The 19,019-nt window shown below is 53.8% G+C and carries 23 protein-coding genes and 2 pseudogenes; 23 read left to right on the top strand and 2 right to left on the bottom strand.

Annotation, left to right across the window (positions count from 1 at the left end):
* Nucleotide 1: 1 nt before the first annotated feature.
* Entirely contained in the window at nt 2-1,006 is a 1,005-nt protein-coding gene (locus AWJ19_RS28675) for a DUF1385 domain-containing protein (protein ID WP_068728587.1), read from the bottom strand.
* 156 nt (nt 1,007-1,162) lie between these two features.
* On the opposite strand from AWJ19_RS28675, the gene AWJ19_RS28680 reads away from it, so the two are divergent.
* The 4 genes from AWJ19_RS28680 (at nt 1,163) to AWJ19_RS28695 (ending at nt 4,969) form a co-directional block, all read left to right on the top strand.
* A complete protein-coding gene (locus AWJ19_RS28680; RefSeq protein WP_068728588.1) occupies nt 1,163-1,654 on the top strand; it encodes a YqhR family membrane protein in 492 nt (163 codons plus the stop codon).
* Between the two features lie 74 nt (nt 1,655-1,728).
* Nucleotides 1,729-2,799 (top strand): Xaa-Pro peptidase family protein, encoded by a 1,071-nt coding sequence (locus tag AWJ19_RS28685; RefSeq protein WP_068728589.1) that lies wholly within the window; start codon nt 1,729-1,731, stop codon nt 2,797-2,799.
* Nucleotides 2,800-2,852: 53 nt separating this feature from the next.
* Nucleotides 2,853-3,410: an elongation factor P gene (gene efp, locus AWJ19_RS28690; RefSeq protein ID WP_068728590.1), complete on the top strand. Its 558-nt coding sequence runs from the start codon at nt 2,853-2,855 to the stop codon at nt 3,408-3,410.
* A gap of 305 nt (nt 3,411-3,715) precedes the next feature.
* Nucleotides 3,716-4,969 carry an aspartate kinase gene (locus AWJ19_RS28695; protein ID WP_068728591.1) on the top strand — a complete coding sequence of 418 codons (1,254 nt, stop codon included), beginning with the start codon at nt 3,716-3,718 and terminating at the stop codon, nt 4,967-4,969.
* Between the two features lie 322 nt (nt 4,970-5,291).
* Here AWJ19_RS28695 and AWJ19_RS28700 read toward each other — a convergent pair whose 3' ends face one another.
* Nucleotides 5,292-6,158 (bottom strand): YitT family protein, encoded by an 867-nt coding sequence (locus tag AWJ19_RS28700; RefSeq protein ID WP_068728592.1) that lies wholly within the window; start codon nt 6,156-6,158, stop codon nt 5,292-5,294.
* A gap of 284 nt (nt 6,159-6,442) precedes the next feature.
* On the opposite strand from AWJ19_RS28700, the gene AWJ19_RS28705 reads away from it, so the two are divergent.
* From AWJ19_RS28705 to xseA, 19 genes and pseudogenes are all read left to right on the top strand, one after another.
* On the top strand, nt 6,443-6,685 hold the full coding sequence (locus AWJ19_RS28705; protein ID WP_039879098.1) for a YqhV family protein: 243 nt from the start codon (nt 6,443-6,445) through the stop codon (nt 6,683-6,685).
* 83 nt (nt 6,686-6,768) lie between these two features.
* Nucleotides 6,769-7,770 (top strand): stage III sporulation protein AA, encoded by a 1,002-nt coding sequence (spoIIIAA, locus tag AWJ19_RS28710; RefSeq protein WP_068728593.1) that lies wholly within the window; start codon nt 6,769-6,771, stop codon nt 7,768-7,770.
* Nucleotides 7,763-8,281: a stage III sporulation protein SpoIIIAB gene (gene spoIIIAB, locus AWJ19_RS28715; protein ID WP_068728594.1), complete on the top strand. Its 519-nt coding sequence runs from the start codon at nt 7,763-7,765 to the stop codon at nt 8,279-8,281. Before spoIIIAA ends, spoIIIAB begins: the two co-directional genes overlap by 8 nt.
* 13 nt (nt 8,282-8,294) lie before the next feature.
* The gene (gene spoIIIAC, locus AWJ19_RS28720) at nt 8,295-8,498 is read left to right on the top strand and encodes a stage III sporulation protein AC (protein ID WP_020426549.1); all 204 of its coding nucleotides are present in this window, start codon (nt 8,295-8,297) and stop codon (nt 8,496-8,498) included.
* Nucleotides 8,499-8,507: 9 nt separating this feature from the next.
* Nucleotides 8,508-8,897, top strand: a complete 390-nt coding sequence (gene spoIIIAD, locus AWJ19_RS28725; RefSeq protein ID WP_039875230.1) for a stage III sporulation protein AD — start codon at nt 8,508-8,510, stop codon at nt 8,895-8,897.
* Between the two features lie 39 nt (nt 8,898-8,936).
* Complete coding sequence (spoIIIAE, locus tag AWJ19_RS28730; RefSeq protein WP_128083720.1) at nt 8,937-10,169, top strand: stage III sporulation protein AE; 1,233 nt, start codon at nt 8,937-8,939, stop codon at nt 10,167-10,169.
* Nucleotides 10,170-10,268: 99 nt separating this feature from the next.
* Nucleotides 10,269-10,889: a stage III sporulation protein AF gene (locus AWJ19_RS28735; protein ID WP_068728595.1), complete on the top strand. Its 621-nt coding sequence runs from the start codon at nt 10,269-10,271 to the stop codon at nt 10,887-10,889.
* Between the two features lie 200 nt (nt 10,890-11,089).
* Nucleotides 11,090-11,731 carry a stage III sporulation protein AG gene (gene spoIIIAG, locus AWJ19_RS28740; RefSeq protein WP_068728596.1) on the top strand — a complete coding sequence of 214 codons (642 nt, stop codon included), beginning with the start codon at nt 11,090-11,092 and terminating at the stop codon, nt 11,729-11,731.
* A 48-nt stretch (nt 11,732-11,779) separates the two neighbouring features.
* Entirely contained in the window at nt 11,780-11,962 is a 183-nt protein-coding gene (locus AWJ19_RS37005; protein WP_241781928.1) for a SpoIIIAH-like family protein, read from the top strand.
* 19 nt (nt 11,963-11,981) lie between these two features.
* Complete coding sequence (locus AWJ19_RS37010) at nt 11,982-12,167, top strand: hypothetical protein (protein WP_241781929.1); 186 nt, start codon at nt 11,982-11,984, stop codon at nt 12,165-12,167.
* Nucleotides 12,168-12,175: 8 nt separating this feature from the next.
* Nucleotides 12,176-12,673 (top strand): annotated as a pseudogene (locus AWJ19_RS37015) (SpoIIIAH-like family protein); the annotation flags it as partial.
* Between the two features lie 325 nt (nt 12,674-12,998).
* Nucleotides 12,999-13,508, top strand: coding sequence for an acetyl-CoA carboxylase biotin carboxyl carrier protein (accB, locus tag AWJ19_RS28750; RefSeq protein ID WP_068728597.1), 510 nt, complete (start codon nt 12,999-13,001; stop codon nt 13,506-13,508).
* Nucleotides 13,509-13,567: 59 nt separating this feature from the next.
* Complete coding sequence (gene accC, locus AWJ19_RS28755; protein ID WP_068728598.1) at nt 13,568-14,911, top strand: acetyl-CoA carboxylase biotin carboxylase subunit; 1,344 nt, start codon at nt 13,568-13,570, stop codon at nt 14,909-14,911.
* Between the two features lie 117 nt (nt 14,912-15,028).
* Nucleotides 15,029-15,445, top strand: coding sequence for an Asp23/Gls24 family envelope stress response protein (locus tag AWJ19_RS28760; protein WP_068728599.1), 417 nt, complete (start codon nt 15,029-15,031; stop codon nt 15,443-15,445).
* Nucleotides 15,446-15,519: 74 nt separating this feature from the next.
* Entirely contained in the window at nt 15,520-16,059 is a 540-nt protein-coding gene (gene amaP / locus AWJ19_RS28765; protein ID WP_068728600.1) for an alkaline shock response membrane anchor protein AmaP, read from the top strand.
* 15 nt (nt 16,060-16,074) lie between these two features.
* Nucleotides 16,075-16,308 carry a DUF2273 domain-containing protein gene (locus tag AWJ19_RS28770; RefSeq protein WP_068728601.1) on the top strand — a complete coding sequence of 78 codons (234 nt, stop codon included), beginning with the start codon at nt 16,075-16,077 and terminating at the stop codon, nt 16,306-16,308.
* Nucleotides 16,309-16,652: 344 nt separating this feature from the next.
* Entirely contained in the window at nt 16,653-17,102 is a 450-nt protein-coding gene (gene nusB / locus AWJ19_RS28775; protein ID WP_068728602.1) for a transcription antitermination factor NusB, read from the top strand.
* Nucleotides 17,103-17,280: 178 nt separating this feature from the next.
* Entirely contained in the window at nt 17,281-18,138 is an 858-nt protein-coding gene (gene folD / locus AWJ19_RS28780) for a bifunctional methylenetetrahydrofolate dehydrogenase/methenyltetrahydrofolate cyclohydrolase FolD (RefSeq protein WP_068728603.1), read from the top strand.
* 9 nt (nt 18,139-18,147) lie between these two features.
* A pseudogene (xseA, locus tag AWJ19_RS28785) lies at nt 18,148-19,019 on the top strand (exodeoxyribonuclease VII large subunit); the annotation flags it as partial.

The following is a 19,019-nucleotide window of genomic DNA, read 5'->3' on the forward strand; positions in this document are numbered from 1 at the left end:
ATCATCCTTTCGCAGGATCCAATACGCCGCCGGACACACTTTCATCAATATAGCCTTTAGCTTCAATCATGGCGTCGAGCTCGCGCATCCGGTTAAAGGAGGCGATAGATACCTCGACCATATCATCCTTGGGCTCTTTGGTCGTAAGCAGCTGGAGCCAAAGGCCCGGATAACCCAAATACTTGAGCCATGGAACATCACGAACCGCGTTGGTTGCTTTAAGAACCTCAAACGACACACCGATTACAACCGGCAGCAGAATGATACGCTGAAGGACGCGTTCAGTAAGGCTGCTCCAAGGGACAACAGAGTAGATCACGACACCGAGAATAATGGTCAGCATCATGAAGCTGCTGCCGCAGCGGTAATGCAGGCGGCTGTATTTCTGAACGTTCTCGACGGTTAACTCTTCTCCGGCTTCAAAGGCGCTGATGACCTTGTGCTCGGCCCCGTGATATTGGAACAGCCGTTTGATTACCGGAGTCTGTGAAATGGCGGTCAGGTAGACAAGCAGCAGAATCAGCTTGATGACACCTTCCACAAGGTTGTGCAAAATATAGTTGTCAAATGCATCCCCGAACAGGTACGACTCTACAAAGACCGGAACCAGGGTGAAGATCAGCTTGCCGAACAGGAATGACAGAATCCCCATCACCGCGACACCAAAAATCATGCCGAGGCTCCAGCCTTCTTCTTTCTTCTTATCCTTGGCTTGTTCCTTCTGCTTGGCCGCTTCCTCCGGCTCAGTCTCATCTTCAGCAAACGATTCTGCTGAATAGTTCAAATGCTTGGAGCCTTTGGCGCTGGAATCTATAATACTGACAATGCCGCGAAGCAGCGGAATCTTGCGCAGCTTGATGACCCAGCTCTTATCGCTCTTCGGCACCTCCAAAAATGTGATTTCCTGATTCTTCCGCCGTACGGCTGTTACGTTGATATGCTTGCCGCCGAACATGACGCCTTCGATAACGGCCTGGCCGCCGTAACTGGGAGTTTCCTGGGACAACCAATTCACCTTCCCTGATAATAATATGATTGATATAAACCATTGTAACTAATTTATGCTTACATTGCTAGTTGGATTGGCTTTTCCTGAGCATACTAGGAGTAAGAGGCAGGACAAGCAGTACAGCCAATTCACATATGAAAGCGGGGCAAAATAATGAACAAGGCAGGCAAGCAGGCATCCGGGCATACAAACCCTTTATTTTTTGCAATCGAGCTGGGGATATTTGCCGGAGTTATCTGGGGGGGGATACGCTGGCTGATCTACGTTTTTCATTTTACCAAGGTGATCCCGGGCTTTTTGGCAGAGCCTTTCTTTCAGCATGCTTTTTTAATGAAGCCTGCAGGACAGCTGACCGGATATCTGTTTTTTATTCTTTTCTCGGTAATCGCTTCGCTTATCTATGTCTTCCTCCTCCGCAAACTGAAGGGGCCCTGGCCGGGAATGGTGTACGGTGTGATCTGGTGGGCGGTGATCTTTCTGGCCGGCTCCTGGCTTTTCCTGCAGCAGCCGATGTTCAGGCTCCCCTGGAACTCTGTGGTCAGCGAATTTTGCATCTTTTTGCTCTGGGGATTATTCATCGGTTACACGGCAGCCATCGAGTATACAGATGAACGAAAACGCGAACAGCGGACAAAGCTGGCCTGAACGCCCGAAAAAACTTCTCAAGGGCATAACCCTATGTTAAAATACAATGTGGCTATTTCGAGAGGAGAATGAAAATGGGCAACAAGCGCGTCTCCAAGCTGCGTAAGGTTTTGCAGGATCTGGGATTGGATGCTATGTTAATTACCAGCGGGTATAACCGCCGTTACCTGAGCGGATTCACCGGTTCTTCGGGTTATGTGCTGGTCACCGGCGATGAAAGCTACCTGCTGACTGACTTCCGGTATATGACCCAGGCGGCGGAGCAGGTAACCGGCCTCAAGGTTGTACAGCATGGTCCGAAATTCATTGATACTGTACGGGAGTTGCTACCCCAGAGCGGAAGTGTCCGTGTGGGCTTTGAACAGGATGATGTTACTTTCAGCGCGTACACGGCTTATGCCGAGGCGCTCCAGCCGGCAGTGCTGGTTCCGGTGTCCAAGGCGGTTGAGAATCTGCGCATGTTCAAGGATGAGGATGAGCTGGCTGTTATGCAGCGCGCGGCCGATCTGGCCGATGCAACGTTCAGCCATATCCTGAATGTAATCAAGCCCGGCATGACCGAGCGTGATGTGGATCTGGAAATGGAATTCTTCATGCGCACCCACGGCGCAACCTCTTCATCGTTTGACACCATTGTTGCCTCTGGCGAACGTTCGGCCATGCCGCATGGTGTAGCCAGCAGCAAGGTAATCGGGAACAATGAATTTGTTACCTTTGATTTCGGTGCGCTGCTGGACGGGTACTGCTCGGATGTAACCCGTACCATTGCACTGGGCAAGCCGGATCCCAAGCTGAAGGAGATCTATGACATCACGCTTGAAGCACAGCTGCACACGCTCGCGAACATCAAGCCCGGCATGACCGGACGGGAAGCGGATGCGCTTGCGCGCGATATCATTACCCGTTACGGCTACGGCGAGTATTTCGGCCACAGCACAGGCCATGGCCTTGGTATGGAGGTTCATGAATGGCCGCGGCTGTCCAAGCTTGCTGACGAGATTCTGGAGCCGGGGATGGTCGTTACCGTTGAACCGGGGATTTATCTGTCAGGTCTAGGCGGAGTACGGATTGAAGACGATATTGTAATCACTGAAAGCGGGATTACAGTTCTGACGCATTCGTCTAAGGATTATCTGGTACTTTAGATTTTTGCTTCACCCATTCACCAAGTTGATTAATGATCCAGGAGGGATTTTTAGTGATTTCAGTTAATGATTTCAAAACAGGCCTAACCGTAGAGGTAGACGGCGATATCTTTACGGTGCTTGATTTCCAGCACGTAAAACCGGGTAAAGGTGCGGCGTTCGTCCGCTCCAAGCTGAAGAACCTGCGCAACGGCAACACCGTTGAGCGCACCTTCCGTGCCGGCGAAACCATCGGCCGTGCCATCATTGAAAACCGCGGCGTACAGTACCTGTATGCAAGCGGTGCTGACCATGTATTCATGGACAACGAAACTTACGACCAATTCGAGCTGAGCGCGAAACAGCTTGAATGGGAGCTTAACTTCCTGAGAGAAAACATGACGGTTAACATTGTCAGCTACCAGGGCGAAATCCTCGGGATCAACCTGCCTACCAGCGTTGAGCTGAAGGTTACTGAAACCGAGCCTGGCGTTAAGGGTAACACTGCCCAGGGCGCAACCAAATCGGCTACACTGGAAACTGGCCATACTGTACAGGTTCCACTGTTCATTAATGAAGGGGACGTTCTCCTGATTGATACACGCGAAGGTAAATACATCTCCCGCGCGTAGGACAAGCCTGGCATACAGCTGCAACAACAATAGCCTCCCCGCTTACAGCGGCGGAGGTTTATTTGAGATATAAGAATTTATATATTGCATATCAAGAATAATCCTTCTATATTCTCGCAGGAACGGATACCATCCCTTAAAGGATGGCAAAGCCGTTTTTTCTTGGCAGTGAGGCAGGGAATCCTGAAATGGGCGCTTTTTTTTGTGAAACCATTAACGCTTCATGTCATTTTCGTATTATACTGGGTTAAAGCGATAAACCAAAATATAAGCTACATAGAGCGAAATAGGGAGTGAATAGAACTTTGTCACTTTATGTCATGAAATTCGGAGGCAGCTCCGTCGGCGACATTGAACGTATGAAACGGGTCGCTAAGCGCATCGCAGACAAGCAGGATGAAGGACACCGCTGCGTTGTGGTTGTATCCGCTATGGGAGATACTACGGATGATCTGATCGACCAGGCCAAGGCGCTGAATGAGCAGCCGCCGGCGCGTGAAATGGATATGCTGATGACAACCGGCGAACAGATCTCGGTTGCGCTGCTGTCCATCGCCCTGCACGGAATCGGCAGAGACGCCGTCTCGTATACAGGCTGGCAGGCAGGCTTCCGCACAGATGAAACCCACGGCCGGGCCCGGATCAACGAAATCGTTCCGCGGCGTGTGCTGGAGTCACTGGAGCGCGAACAGATCGTGATTGTGGCCGGCTTCCAGGGGATGACGCTGGACGGCGAGATTACAACGCTGGGACGCGGAGGCTCCGATACAACCGCAGTAGCACTGGCAGCTGCGATCAAGGCTGATGTGTGCGAAATCTATACTGATGTGGACGGCATCTATTCCACAGACCCGCGTATCGTAAAAACGGCGCGCAAGCTGAAGGAAATCTCCTATGACGAGATGCTGGAGCTGGCCAATCTGGGCGCAGCGGTACTCCACCCCCGGGCAGTAGAATATGCCAAAAGATATCAGGTGAAGCTGGTCGTCAGATCAAGCTTTAATCATAATGAAGGTACTGTAGTTAAGGAGGAAGCAAGCATGGAGCAGGGAGTAGTAGTGAGCGGGATCGCATATGACAAAAATGTGGCGCGGATCAGTATTCTGGGAGTGCCTGATGTGCCGGGTGTTCTTGCCCAGGTATTCGGCAAGCTGGCTGCTGAAGGCGTCGATGTGGATATTATCGTGCAGAGCGGCGTTCAGAACGGCACAGCCGACTTTTCCTTTACAGTAGGGCTGGGCGATTTGGCCCGGGCCAAGGAAGTTATTGAAGGGCTGCACAGCGAGCTGCCTTACCGTGAAGTAACCTCGGAAGACAATCTGGTCAAAGTGTCGATCGTCGGTGCAGGAATGGTCAGCCATCCGGGTGTTGCCGCGCAGATGTTCGAAGTGATCTCCGGCCAGGGCGTCAGCATCAAGATGGTCAGCACCTCCGAAATCAAGGTGTCCTGTGTCATTGAATCCGGCAACCTTCAGCAGATTATTCAGGCGCTGCACACCGCCTATAACCTGGATACAGAAGAGCAGGCCTTCGTTGGCGGACCTAAGGACCGCAGATAGGTACTAGAGCAGGGATGTTTCTTCAGCCTGAGGGCTGGGGGAGCATCCCTTTTTTTAATACCGCCGAATGCTGTAACGGACTCAGAAGGCGTTATTTTGTACCTTCTGCGCAATTTCCTGCTCTAACGGACACAGATAACCTTGGTGCGCTGAAAAGCCCGGATATGGGCGCCCTGGCCGCAGATAAGGCCCCTGGTGTCCGTTAGTTCCCGCAGGAGCAGGGAATTCCGGAAATAACGTCATCTGAGTCCGTAATTTAAAAGAAGAGCCTGTATTCCGCCGGTTACCGGGGATTACAGGCTCTTTTCTATGATAAATCTAGCTAACTCAGCCGTCTGAACCGTCCTACGATCTCTACCGTCTCCAGTACGTTTACGAATGATTTCGGGTCTGTCTCGAGAATGGTCTTGCGCAGCTCGGCCAGCTCATAGCGTGTCGTAACGGTCATCAGCATGGTGTTGCCTTCATGACTGTATCCGCCCTCTGCATTTACCACAGTAACCCCGTGGGGCAGCTGGGTGAGCCGGCTGAGCATCTTTTCCCGTTCCTTGGTGACGATGAAGCAGGTCAGCTTGACGTGGCGGATATGAATCATATCTACGACCCGGCTTTTGACGAAAATACAGAGCATGGCATAAAGGGCGGAATCCCAGCTTTTGAAAAAGCCCAGGCTCAGAATGACCAGTCCGTCCAGCACGAACAGCACTGTCCCCATCGGAATATCGCGTTTGCGGGTAATGATCGAGCCCAAAATATCAAATCCCCCGGAAGAGCCTCCCGCACGAAGCGAGAACCCCACCCCGCAGGCAATAATGACTCCACCGAAAATACTGGCGAGAATCGGGTCCTTGGTCAGCTTGATGACCGGAATGACGGTCAGGAACCAGGTGGTGGAGATGACAGACAGCATGCTTAAGCATATGTATTTTTTGCCTACGGCTACAAAGCCCCAGATCAGAATCGGAAAGTTGATTGCAAAATAGTACAGTGAAATATACTTGGGATTTGTGAGATACCCGATAATGGAAGCCGTCCCGGCCACTCCGCCGCTCAGCAGCTGATGCGGAATGAGAAACAGCCGGAGGCCGCTGGCTACCAGAAAAGCTGAAAGAATAATGACAGCTACATCTTTTACCTGCCTTGCTACTGTGCTTGATACTAGCGGTACTACGAGATTACGAACCTGCATGCTAAAATTCCCCTCTTTTTTTCTTAGTCTATCCAATGACATAAGCTTCTATTTCCCGTTTGTTGATTAACAAATTTATTTTATCACACTGATGATATTTTTTTATGAATTGTTTCTCTATGATTTCTTTCACATCTCAGGTGCGGCTGCGCCTATATTCGTTTGTCTAAAGTGGGCAGCTTGCGCATATCCATGGGTAATGGCTTGTTTCAGGCAGTGCGGTATGGGTCCGCAGCAGATTTCAATAAAAGGAGCTGAACAGATTGGACAAGTATGTTAGCTGGATGGCGATTTTACGGCTGCTGTCCGGCAGTGTGGAGATTACGGCGGCGCTGATAATGCTGAAGCTGAACCAGGTGGACAAGGCACTGGCGGTTAATTCGGGACTGGCCCTCGTAGGGCCGACGATTCTCATTCTGACAACGGCTGTCGGGCTTACGGGGATGGCCCAGGAGCTGTCCTGGGGCAAGCTGGGCTGGATCGGCTGCGGAGTGGCCTTTCTCTTAATCGGTATTCTAAAAAAATGATAGATGATAGGCATAAAGCTCAGGTACAAGCATAAATATGGAATAAAGCTATAAAAGTAGAGGACAGCTTGGGGGTACATTGTATGGCTAATGACTGGCTTTTCCTGTTTCCCGAAAAAGTAAGGGCGCTGCTTAGCGGACTTCCCGACCGTCTTCTGGCGAGGCTGGAGGAGGTCAGGGTCCGGGAAGGGCGCCCGCTGGAGATTAACTACTCCGGCAAATACCATTTCCTCTGCGAAAACGGCAGCCTGACCCAGCTTCCCGCAGAAGCGTACAAGCCAAGCCGGGAGGATACGCACCGGCTGCTTGATCTCATCAGCAATCATTCCCTCTATACGATGGAAGAGGAGCTGCGTAAGGGCTTTATCACGATTCCCGGCGGACACCGGATCGGCCTTTCCGGCCGGACGGTGCTAAGCGGAGGCGGGGTTGAGCATCTGCGCGACATTACCGGCTTCAATGTCCGGATCGCCCGCGAGCTGCCGGGCATCGCCAACAGCGTGCTGCCCTATCTGGTGGAGCGGGGGCGGCAGCGGATCATGCATACGCTGATCCTCTCGCCGCCGCAGCACGGCAAGACCACGCTGCTGCGTGATCTCGCCAGGCAGATCTCCGCCGGCAGCGAGGCCGGACGAGACGGCAGCCGCCCCGGCCTTAAGGTCGGCATTGTGGACGAGCGCTCGGAGATTGCCGGCAGCCGCCGCGGTATCCCGGCCTTTGATGTCGGGCCGCGCACCGACATCCTCGACGGCTGCCCGAAAGCGGAGGGGATGATGATGATGATCCGCTCCCTCTCGCCGGAGGTGCTTGTTGCCGACGAGATCGGACGCCATGAGGATGCCGAAGCGGTGACAGAAGCGCTGCACGCCGGAATCTCCGTGGTAGCCACGGCCCACGGCAAAGAAGTGGCCGAGCTGGCCCGGCGTCCGGGCCTGGGGGGACTGCTTGAGCACCGGATGTTCGAGCGGTACGTCATTCTGCACCGTACCGAGGCAGGGCTCACCTTCCGCATTCTGGACGGGCAAAAGCGCGGGCTGCTGCTCATAACGCCGGAAGAGCAGCAAGGCGGTGAACGCCGTGCTTAAACTGCTGGGTGCAGTGCTGGTTGTGCTGGCCGGCACGCTGGCCGGGTTCACCCGGGCTGCCCAGTATGCAGACAGGCCGCGGAACATCAGGGGGCTGATCGCAGCACTCCAGCGGCTGGAGACAGAAATACTATACGGCTATACCCCGCTGCCGGAGGCGCTGCGCCGGATCGGACAGCAGTCAAAGGGTCCGCTGCAGGATTTTTTTACCGCCGCTGCCCAGGAGATGAGCCCGCCGCTGGATCACAGTGCAGAGGAGGCCTTCCGCCGGGCGATGGAGCTTCACTTCCGGTCCGCTGCCCTGAAGGGGGCAGAGCGGGAAATTCTCCGCCAGCTGAGCTGCACCTTGGGCACAAGCGACAGGTCGAATCAGAGCACGCATATTGCACTGGCTTTGCAGCAATTGAAGCAGGAGGAGACGGCGGCCAGAGAGGATCAGGGCAAATATGAAAAAATGAGCAAAAGCCTGGGTCTGCTGCTTGGAGTACTGATCGTCATTTTGATCTTTTAGCGAGGTGCCAGGAATGAATATTGAGGTCAACGCGATTTTTCAAATCGCCGGCATCGGCATCATCATTGCCATGATCCATACGGTACTCAAGCAGATGGGTAAAGAGGACATCGCCCACTGGGTAACGATCGTCGGATTTATCATCGTGCTGTTCATGGTGATCCGGATGCTGGACGGACTGCTTCAGGAAATCAAAACGATTTTTCTTTTTCAGTAGGCAGGCAGTATGGAAATTATTCAGGTAGTAGGAATCGGACTGTTGTCGACGGTGCTGATCCTCGTGCTGAAGGAACAAAAGCCGATGTTCGCCTTTCTGCTGACTACGGCAGCTGGCATTCTGATCTTTCTGTTCCTGATCGGCAAGATCGGCACGATTCTCGGGACACTGGAGCGGGTGGCGGAGTCCTCGGGGATGGAAATGATCTATATCAAAACGGTGTTCAAAATCATCGGAATTTCCTATATCGCGGAGTTCGGAGCGCAGATTGTGCGCGATGCCGGGCAGGAGTCCATTGCCTCCAAGATCGAGCTGGCCGGCAAGGTCCTTATCATGGTGCTGGCGGTGCCGATCATCAGCATTATTATCGAAACAGTGATGAAGCTGCTGCCTGCCTGAACCGCGGGCTGAGCGCGAGCAGCCGGAGAAAGGCGGGGAATGCAGGACATGCGGGTGCACAAGACTCTTAAATTAAAAAAACTGCTGCTGCTTCTGCCCTTTCTGCTGCTGCTCTGGTGCGGCGGAACCGCTTCGGCAACCGTCGCTCCGCCACAGGCTTCAGGCGGGACCTCATCACCCGTAGACGGGTGGGTCAAGGGTCAGGTGGAGAACCTGCCGCTGGACGGGGTTGAGTCATACTGGGACCAGCTGATGCGAGAGTACGGCGGGTTCTTCCCGGACGGGCAGACCCCGTCGCTGATGGATATGCTGCTTCCCGGCGAGGACGGTCTAAGCTTTGCCGGCGTGCTGGCAGGCCTGGGCAAATTCATGTGGCATGAGGTGCTCTACAACGGCAAGCTGCTGGTCACGATCGTCATGGTCAGCGTGCTCAGCATGATTCTGGAGACGCTGCAGACCGCTTTTGAACGTAAGGCCGTCAGCAAAATCGCTTATATGCTCTGCTACATGGTCGTGCTCGTCATCGCTGTCAACAGCTTCAACATCGCGATCGGCTATGCGAAGGATGCGATCGACCGGATGATTGATTTCATGATGGCGATGATTCCGCTGCTGTTCGCGCTTCTCGCTTCGATGGGAAACATCGTCACAGTTTCCGTTACGCATCCGCTGATTGTGTTCATGATTCATACGGTCGGCACACTGATTCACACGATTGTTTTCCCGCTGCTCTTTTTCTCGGCGGTGCTGCATCTGGTAAGCGCCATGTCGGAGAAATACAAGCTGACCCAGCTGGCAAATCTGCTGCGCAATGTCGGGGCCGGGCTGCTTGGAGTGCTGCTGACCGTGTTCCTCGGCGTCATTTCCGTCAGAGGCATTACCAGCTCGGTGACAGACGGGGTGACGATCCGCGCGGCCAAGTATATCACCGGAAATTTCGTGCCGGTCATCGGCAAAATGTTCGCGGACGCCACCGATACCGTTATCTCGGCTTCGCTGCTGGTGAAGAATGCGATCGGGCTCTCGGGTGTCATTATCATCCTGTTCCTGTGCGCATTTCCGGCGATCAAAATCCTGATTCTGGCGCTCATCTACAATGTCGCTGCAGCGGTCATGCAGCCGCTCGGCGAGACGCCAATCGTGTCTTGTCTGCAGACGATCGGCAAAAGCATGATTTATGTCTTTGCCGCACTGGCCGCCGTCTCCCTGATGTTCTTCCTGGCCGTGACGATCATGCTGACCGCAGGTAATGTCACGGTAATGATGAGGTGAGGCTGGCCCAAATACCTGGCTTCTGAGCATGCTTCCGGAGCAGGTCCGTGAAGCGGCCCAGAAAGCAGATGCCTACTAACGTTCAGGAGGGTTAAGGATATGACCTGGTTAGGCGGGTGGCTGCGGGAGCTCATTCTGGTAGTCCTGATGGCTGCTTTTGTGGAGATGCTGCTTCCGGGCAAATCAATGGAGCGTTACGCGAGGCTGGTGCTCAGCCTGCTGGTCCTGCTGACGATGCTGAGCCCGATTGTCTCCCTGCTGAAAGGGGATGCCGCGAAGGAGCTGAGCGTGGCTCTGGGACAGCAGGAGCAGCAGGGCGGACTACTCTCCGGTGCAGGCCGGGGCGCAGGTGAGCTGGAGCAGATTCTGGCAGACGGGCGGATGCTGGCCGCAGGAGCCAAGGAGCAGGGCCTGCAGCTGGCTGCAGAGGAAGTGGCCGGCCAGATGCAGGAGCAGGTCGCCGGAAGTACTGGCCTGCAGGGGATCAAGGTGACGGTGAAGCTCGGGCTGAGCAAGGCGTCGGGCCTTGGCAGCGAAGAGGTTCCCGTAATTACCGCAGTCACTGTCTCCCTGCCGGCGTCAGCCGGAGCAGGCCAGGCCGGCGGCGCGGAAGAAGGAGGAACGGACAGCCCTTCAGGTGCTGAACCGATCCGGATTGAACCGGTGGTGCCTGTACAAGTGCAGATTGGCGGGGGCACGCCGGCGGAGCGACGGAAGTAACAGCCGGGTCAACAGGCAATTCTTCCGGTGCCGGAGCTGACGGACAGGAGGCATCTGGCACAGCTGATGTAGCTGCTGACGAAATTAAGAAGCTGCTGGAAACGAACTGGAATCTGGAGCCAGGCATCATCCGGGTCTCCGGCAGTACAGCCGGCACCGGGAAATCTTAAAGCAGCGCTAATGATGAGGGGGGATAAGAAGTGGCCAACTGGTTAAAAAAGCTGGAGCAATGGGCAGGCGGAGGCTCCGGCAGTCCGAAAAGGAGTCATACCTTCCGCTGGCTGATCATTTTGGGACTGCTGGGCGTTGCGATTATGCTGTTCAACTCCTTTGTGAACGTGAAAAAGCTCGACAGCGAGAACACAGGGCGTGAACCGCCGGCTGTCGAGTCCTCGCAGACCACCCTGCAGCAGGGGAATCTTAACAACTCCGGAGCCTTCGACAGCATCGAGCAGGCGATGGAGGAGCGCACCAAGGAAATCCTGGAGAAGATCGTCGGTGTCGGAACGGTGGACATCATGGTTACTGTAGATTCTACAGAGGAGATCGTTGTGCAGCGGAATATGAATGATTCGCAGCAGCTGAGTGAAGAGACCGATGCCAGCGGCGGCAAACGCCATACCACGCAATATACCAGGGATGGTGAAATCGTCACCTACAGCCAGTCGGGCGATGAGACTCCGATTATCACCAAGCGGATCAAGCCGCAGGTGCGCGGCGTGCTTGTGGTAGCCAAAGGCGCCGAGAACAAGGTTGTCCGCGGTTTGATCGAGGAGGCCATCCAGAAAGGCCTGAATGTGCCAAGCTACCGCATTTCCGTTGTACCGCGCAAGCAGGAATAGGCGGGCAATCAGTAATAAATCCAATATTATTTTTAGGAGGAAAAGAAAATGAAGGGCAAAAGACAAACAATTTGGTTGGTTTCCATGCTCAGCTTGATGGTGGTGCTGTCGGCGTACTACTTATTCACTGAAGACACCGGGGCCTCCATTCCCAAGGAAACAGCAGGCACCATTCAGGTGGACAGCGCGAATAACGGCGCAGGTACAGCGGATTCTGCAGTGCTCGGATAACGGTCTGGTTATCAATGAAGTGGATACACAAGGTGCACTCAGCACGGATGCGGTTCTGAGACTCGCTACAACAGAAGACACCGCAGCTGAAGATGCGCAGCAGCGGCTGTCACCGACCCGGCTGCTGACACAGCCAGCAGCGAAACAGCGGCTGCACCGGATAAGAGCAGCACAGACAGCTCCAAGGAAGACACTGCTGCAGTAACTGACAAAACGGCCGGTGAGCAGACTGCGGCAAGCGATGATAAAGCAGCGGCTGATTCCTCTGCTGACAGCGCTACAGCTTCCACTGAGGGCACGCCAGCCAAGGCTGATGAGGAAATTCTGAAGGAAGTAGCCGCACAAAGCGCATCCGCAAGCAGCATGTTCACCAACTATCTGTTTGAACGTGAACAGCAGAACCTGAAAAACTACAATGACCTGATCGCCCAGATTAACGACATGAGCAAGACACCGGCAGAGAACGCGGTAGCACAGGAGCAGCTCAGCAAGCTTGAGGAAAAAGAATCCAAAATCAGCGATATCGAGACCCAGCTCCAGCAGAAATACGGTGAAGCCATCGTCAAGGAGGAAACCGGAAACAGCTACACCGTGGTTGTGCTGAGCGACAAGCTGGACGTGAAGCAGGCCGTTGGCATCGTGGATCTGGTGATGAAGGAACTGAGCGTTACCCAGGACAAGATCCGGGTACAATATGTATCAGAGCAATAATTACCAGTAGAAAAAAGCAAAAAATGCCGAAAGAGCTCGGGCAAGTCCCGGGCTCTTTCCATTTCTAGCGTTTGTGATATAATACATAAAGTTATCATGATGAAAGCGACCTCAGATTTGCGTTATCCCTGAAGCCATGCTTCAAAAGAGAAACGGTGAGGCCGTTTTTTGCGTGAAAGATAAGAAAGGATTTATTTTACGCTATCCTTTATCCTTATCTTTTTCGCAGAAACGGGTACCGTCCTTTTAAGGACAGCGTAACCGTTCCAACTTATCCGTAACAGAAAAGTGGCTTCGAGAGAAAGCTGAAGGAGTGAACGATTAAATGTTCAAGTTAAGCGAGATTAAGGAATTGATTAAATTGCTGGACCAGACCTCCTCCGTACATGAGCTGGAGATTGAAAGCGAAGGAATGAAGCTGGCTATACGTAAACCGGATCGACCTGAAGCTGATGGCAATGCAATCCAGGCGGCTCCTTATGTCTATCCCTTTACGCCAGCACCGCAGCCGCACAGTCCGCAGCATGTTGCACCTACGGCCCCAATCGAGATCCCGGCTGCCGTACAGCCGCAGTCTTCCCCTGCCGAAGGAGCATTACATAAAATTGTTTCTCCAATGGTAGGAACCTTCTATAGTGCCGCTTCTCCGGAATCACCGTCCTTTGTCAAGGTGGGGGACCGTGTAAATGAGAAATCCACTGTCTGCATCATTGAAGCGATGAAACTGATGAATGAGCTGGAAGCGGAAGTAAGAGGCGAAATCGTATCCGTGCTTGCCGAGAACGGCCAGCTTGTAGAATACGGCCAGCCGCTGTTTCTGGTAAAGCCGGAGTAACTGCCGCAGTACTAGAACAAGAGGGCTGACAGGCCTCGTTAAACTTTGGGAGGAAACGCATGAACATTCAAAAAGTGCTGATTGCCAACCGCGGTGAAATCGCGGTGCGCATCATTAGAGCCTGCCGCGAAATGGGCATTTCCACCGTCGCGGTCTATTCAGAGCCTGACCGGGATTCACTGCATGTCCGGCTGGCAGATGAGGCTTATTGCATCGGTCCGATGCCGTCCAAGGACAGTTATCTGAACTTTACCAATATTATGAGCGTTGCTACATTAACAGAGTGCGATGCGATTCATCCCGGATACGGGTTTTTGGCTGAGAATGCTGATTTTGCCGAGATCTGCGAATCCTGCAATATCACCTTTATCGGTCCTTCCCCTGATGCTATCACCCGGATGGGGGACAAGGCTGTAGCGAAGGACACCATGAAGCTGGCGGGCGTTCCGGTTATCCCGGGCTCTGACGGGCTGGTTGGCGATGTAGAGGAAGCGGTCATGCTGGGCCGTGATATCGGCTATCCGATTATCGTGAAGGCTACCGCAGGCGGCGGAGGCAAAGGCATCCGCATCGCTGAAGACGAGGAATCCCTGGTGAAGCAGATTACCGCTGCCCAGCAGGAAGCCCAAAAGGCCTTCGGCAACGCCGGCGTCTACCTGGAGAAATTCCTGACCGGAATGAAGCATGTAGAAATCCAGATTATTGCCGATAATCACGGGAATGTCGTCCATCTGGGCGAACGGGACTGCTCTGTGCAGCGCCGCCGCCAGAAGCTGGTCGAAGAAGCTCCGTGCTCCGTGCTGACCCCGGAGATCCGTGAAGCGATGGGGCAGGCCGCTGTACGTGCAGCACAGGCCGTGAATTACTCGGGGGCAGGTACCCTGGAGTTTCTGCTGGGTCCGGACGGACAGTTCTATTTCATGGAGATGAACACCAGAATCCAGGTTGAGCATCCCGTAACGGAGATGGTTACCGGCGTGGATCTGATCAAGGAAATGATTTCGGTGGCCGAGGGCAATCCGCTCTCCTTTACCCAGGAAGATATCGTGATCAACGGCTGGTCGATTGAGTGCCGCATTAACGCCGAAGATCCCGACAAGAACTTTATGCCTTCACCGGGCAAAATCGGCTTCTACCTGCCTCCGGGCGGACTGGGTGTGCGGGTGGACAGCGGGGCTTACCCCGGCTATACCATCTCGCCGTTTTATGATTCCATGATCGCCAAGCTGATCGTCTGGGCGCCGACGCGCCAGGAGGCGGTTGCGAAGATGAAGCGGGCGCTGGCCGAATTTGCTGTGGAGGGCATACATACCACGATTCCGTTCCACCAGAAGCTGCTGGAGCATCCGGTATTCCTGGACGGGAATTTTGATATCAAATTCCTGGAAGAGTATGAAATTTAGGACGGATTCTCATTGTTTGTCATAAAGTTCGGCAAATGATATAGTATGTTTAATAAGAGACGTGCTCTCCGCTATAAATGTTGAACAACTTTTTTATTGAAAGGGTTGAAGTCCAAGATGAGTACATTGCCGACGGAATACGAACGTACGGAGATCGGCGAGATCCAGATTGCTCCGGAAGTAATCGAGGTTATCGCAGGTTTGGCTACCGTAGAGGTTAGAGGCGTGGCCGGCATGAGCGGCGGATTCGCCGGAGGGATTGTGGAGCTTCTCGGCCGCAAGAACCTGTCCAAAGGAGTAAAGGTAGAGGTTGGACAACGTGAGGCTGCCGTAGACGTGTCCGTTATTATTGAATACGGCAACCGTATTCCGGAAGTAGCCGGGGAGATTCAGCGCAATGTTAAGCGTTCCATCGAGACTATGACCGGTCTGACTGTAGTGGAAGTGAACGTGCATGTCCATGACGTCCAGTTCAAAACTACCGCGAATACGGACAAGAGCGAAGATACAGAAGCGGTTCACCGCGTGAAATAAGGGCCCTCGTTTATCTATAAACCCCCGACAGCACCGTCGAGGGTTTACTCTAATTTAAGGAGGTTATGAGACTCGTGGCAAAAATTTTGGACAGGCTTCTGCTGTTCATCTACAGCTTAAGCATCGGAATATTATCTGTAATTGCCATTCTCCTCCTGAGCGGCGCAATTCCGGATACGGTCGAGATTCAGGATGGACCGGCCGCCTACATTGCAGCCATCGCTGTAGCAGTCATTCTGTTTCTGCTCAGCATCCGTTTCTTCTATATCTCCCTGCGCCGTGACCGGGCATCCCAGCCTTCGGTGGATCAGCGTACGGAGTACGGGGATATCCAGATTTCAATGGAGACCATTGAGAACCTGAGCCTTAAGGCTGCAGGCAAGGTTAAGGGAATCCGGGACCTGAAGTCGCGTATCCGCGTGTCACAGGCAGGACTTGAGATTATGATCCGTGCGGTAGTAGACGGTGAGCATTCGCTCCCGCTGCTGACTACAGAGGTTCAGCGTCAGGTGCATGATTTTGTGCAGGAGACGACGGGAATTCCGGTTGCAGACGTTTCAGTCTATATTGCCAACCTCACACAGTCTCCAAGCTTCAAAAGTCGAGTGGAATAGAGGTGAGTTTCCCTTATGCCCTGGAAAGAAATATGGGAAAGTCACGGGGGCAGAATCGCCGGAGTAACCTTCGGTATTGTGCTTGGCCTGATTTATCTGATTAGCGGTTTTTGGGATATGCTGTTCTTTGCACTGGTAGTGTTCATCGGATATACGCTTGGCAAAAGAAAGGATACGGCGCAGCCGCCCCTGTTCGTATGGCAGGAGCTTGTAGAGCGGCTGTCCGGACGCTGGCGTCCCTTCAAATGAACCGCGATAGCCTTTCTCCCGGAGCCTGGAACCCGTTTATTTTGCGTTGACTGGCCTGCCGGGTGAAGGGCTGCGCGGTTTTTTTACTAGCATTTTTTAACTTTGGCTGCTACAGCAGCTGCCGGTCTAACCGTAATTCGTTTAACTGTATTTCGTACAATCTGATACCGGCATACACACCCCGGTACAGCCCCGGCCGGTTTTTGACTGTACGAAGTACAATTAGGGATAAAGCAGACGGTTTTGTGCTGAAAATAATAATTGTGATTCTAAAGGTAATGAATAAGTTGACGGAAACAATGCTTTACGATATAAAATGCGAGATAAGATTGTAGGAGGAACACATGAAGAGACGTTTAGCAAGAGAGATTATTGTCCAGAGCCTGTACCAGATGGAAATGAATGAGGTAGATAGTGCGGAAGCGGTGGAAATGCTGATTGCTGAGGCATCTGAGGAAAATGAAAGCGAGCACGTCATCACGGACGAGACAGAGCTGAAGGCGTATGTTGTGCAGCATGTGAACGGCGTATGGGAGCATAAAGTCGCCATCGACGATATGCTGGAGCACTACCTGAAGGGCTGGCAGATGAGCCGGTTGTCACGGGTAGACCGCCAGATTCTGCGTCTGGCAACCTTTGAAATGGTCTTCGCAGACGACGTGCCCGCCAAGGTTGCAGTCAACGAGGCAATCGATCTGGCCAAGCATTTCGGCACAGAGGATTCCGGCAAATTCGTAAACGGTGTACTCGGCAAAATGATTCAGGAAATTGACAAGCTGAAAAGCGAGCTGTAAGGCTGGAGAATACCCGGGCAGGCACCGGGGAAGCCAACCAGAGGTAACTGGCCGGTAAACCGGGATTCCCGCCAGCAGACAAGCAGTATATCGATTAGTAGACAAGCAATATCCCGTGTTACCAGCCATTCATGCTTCAATCACACTTCTTGAGCAGATAAAAAGGGGAGAGACTTACATGACAGCAGCAATCATCAGCGGTAAACAGGTATCCGACGAAATTCGTATTGACATCGCACAGCAGGTGAAGGACCTGGCAGAGCACGGTGTAAAGCCCGGTCTTGCTGTCGTTCTGGTCGGTGAAGATCCGGCATCCCAGGTTTATGTACGGAATAAGGAGAAATCCAGCACCGAGCTCGGCTTCCACTCGGAAGTGCACAGACTTGATGCAGCTACAACGCAGGAGGAGCTGCTTGCCCTGGTGGCAGAGCTGAACAGCCGTAATGATATCGACGGTATTCTTGTACAGCTTCCGCTGCCTAAGCATATCGAGGAGAAGGCGGTTATTGACGCTATTGCTGTGGAGAAGGATGTGGACGGCTTCCATCCGATCAATGTGGGCAATCTGGTCATCGGTGATGACAGTCTGCTGCCTTGTACACCTGCCGGCTGTATCGAGCTGATCAAGCGGACGGGAACCGGAATTTCCGGCAAGCATGCGGTCGTAATCGGCCGCAGCAATATCGTCGGCAAGCCGGTCTCCCTGCTGCTGCAGCGCGAGAATGCGACCGTAACTATGTGCCATTCCCGCACAGCGAATATGGCGGAAATCTGCCGTCAGGCGGACATTCTGGTAGTCGCTATCGGCCGGGCAAATTTCATTGACGGCTCGTATGTGAAGCCGGGGGCTGTGGTCATTGACGTGGGCATGAACCGGCTGGATAACGGCAAGCTTGCCGGTGACGTGGATTATGAAAGTGCGCGGGAAGTTGCCGGATACATTACACCTGTACCAGGCGGCGTAGGCCCGATGACCATTACCATGCTGATGAGCAACACGCTGATTGCGGCCAAACGCCGCCACGGCCTGGAATAGGCACTGCTTATGGCGGCAGAGCGGCAAGTTTTATCCATCAAGGATCTTAACAAATATATCCGCATGAAGCTGGATTCTGATGTGCTCCTGTCAGATGTGTGGGTGCGCGGGGAAATTTCCAACTTCACTCATCACGGCAGCGGACATATGTATTTTACGCTGAAGGATGAGAGCAGCCGGATCAAGTCAATCATGTTCGCCTCGCATAATCAGCGCCTGCCCTTTGTTCCGAAGGAAGGGACCAAGGTTATCGCCAGAGGCAATGTAACAGTGTATGAACGGGATGGGCAATACCAGTTCTACGCAACCCATATGCAGCCCGACGGCATCGGCAGCCTGTACATGGCTTACGAGCAGCTCAAGCAGAAGCTGGAGCAGGAAGGGCTGTTTGCAGCGGACCGCAAGCGGCCGCTGCCGCGCTTTCCGCGCGTCCTGGGAGTTGTCACCTCACCGACCGGGGCGGCTGTAAGGGATATCATTATTACGCTGCAGCGGCGCTTTCCGCAGGTAGCGGTGGTGCTGTATCCCGTGCTGGTGCAGGGCAAAGGAGCCGGGCCTTCCATTGTGAAGGCGATCCAGAACCTGAACGCCATGGGCGAGGCCGACGTGCTGATTGTCGGCCGCGGAGGCGGCTCACTGGAGGAACTGTGGGCCTTCAATGAAGAAGCCGTAGCGCGGGCGATTGCCGGCTCCGGCATTCCGGTGATCTCGGCAGTCGGTCATGAGACCGACTTCACGATCGCCGATTTCGCCGCCGATCTGCGGGCGGCGACCCCTACAGCGGCGGCTGAGCTGCTGTGCCACATGCCGCCGAGCTTGCCTCGCAGCTGCGCACCGCACAGCTGCGGCTGCGCCAGGGCCTGCTGCGCCGCTCCCAGCGC

It is taken from the genome of Paenibacillus sp. DMB5 (assembly GCF_001517085.1).
GTDB lineage: Bacteria > Bacillota > Bacilli > Paenibacillales > Paenibacillaceae > Paenibacillus_AQ.

Excerpts from the sequence above, each read along its gene's own strand:
- AWJ19_RS28680 (WP_068728588.1), top strand. The coding sequence starts at position 1,163 with ATGAACAAGGCAGGCAAGCAGGCATCCGGGCATACAAACCCTTTATTT.
- AWJ19_RS28685 (WP_068728589.1), top strand. The coding sequence starts at position 1,729 with ATGGGCAACAAGCGCGTCTCCAAGCTGCGTAAGGTTTTGCAGGATCTG.
- AWJ19_RS28700 (WP_068728592.1), bottom strand. The coding sequence starts at position 6,158 with ATGCAGGTTCGTAATCTCGTAGTACCGCTAGTATCAAGCACAGTAGCA.
- AWJ19_RS28705 (WP_039879098.1), top strand. The coding sequence starts at position 6,443 with ATGGCGATTTTACGGCTGCTGTCCGGCAGTGTGGAGATTACGGCGGCG.
- spoIIIAA (WP_068728593.1), top strand. The coding sequence starts at position 6,769 with ATGGCTAATGACTGGCTTTTCCTGTTTCCCGAAAAAGTAAGGGCGCTG.
- spoIIIAC (WP_020426549.1), top strand. The coding sequence starts at position 8,295 with ATGAATATTGAGGTCAACGCGATTTTTCAAATCGCCGGCATCGGCATC.
- spoIIIAD (WP_039875230.1), top strand. The coding sequence starts at position 8,508 with ATGGAAATTATTCAGGTAGTAGGAATCGGACTGTTGTCGACGGTGCTG.
- spoIIIAE (WP_128083720.1), top strand. The coding sequence starts at position 8,937 with ATGCAGGACATGCGGGTGCACAAGACTCTTAAATTAAAAAAACTGCTG.
- AWJ19_RS28735 (WP_068728595.1), top strand. The coding sequence starts at position 10,269 with ATGACCTGGTTAGGCGGGTGGCTGCGGGAGCTCATTCTGGTAGTCCTG.
- AWJ19_RS37005 (WP_241781928.1), top strand. The coding sequence starts at position 11,780 with ATGAAGGGCAAAAGACAAACAATTTGGTTGGTTTCCATGCTCAGCTTG.
- accB (WP_068728597.1), top strand. The coding sequence starts at position 12,999 with ATGTTCAAGTTAAGCGAGATTAAGGAATTGATTAAATTGCTGGACCAG.
- accC (WP_068728598.1), top strand. The coding sequence starts at position 13,568 with ATGAACATTCAAAAAGTGCTGATTGCCAACCGCGGTGAAATCGCGGTG.
- AWJ19_RS28760 (WP_068728599.1), top strand. The coding sequence starts at position 15,029 with ATGAGTACATTGCCGACGGAATACGAACGTACGGAGATCGGCGAGATC.
- AWJ19_RS28770 (WP_068728601.1), top strand. The coding sequence starts at position 16,075 with ATGCCCTGGAAAGAAATATGGGAAAGTCACGGGGGCAGAATCGCCGGA.
- nusB (WP_068728602.1), top strand. The coding sequence starts at position 16,653 with ATGAAGAGACGTTTAGCAAGAGAGATTATTGTCCAGAGCCTGTACCAG.
- folD (WP_068728603.1), top strand. The coding sequence starts at position 17,281 with ATGACAGCAGCAATCATCAGCGGTAAACAGGTATCCGACGAAATTCGT.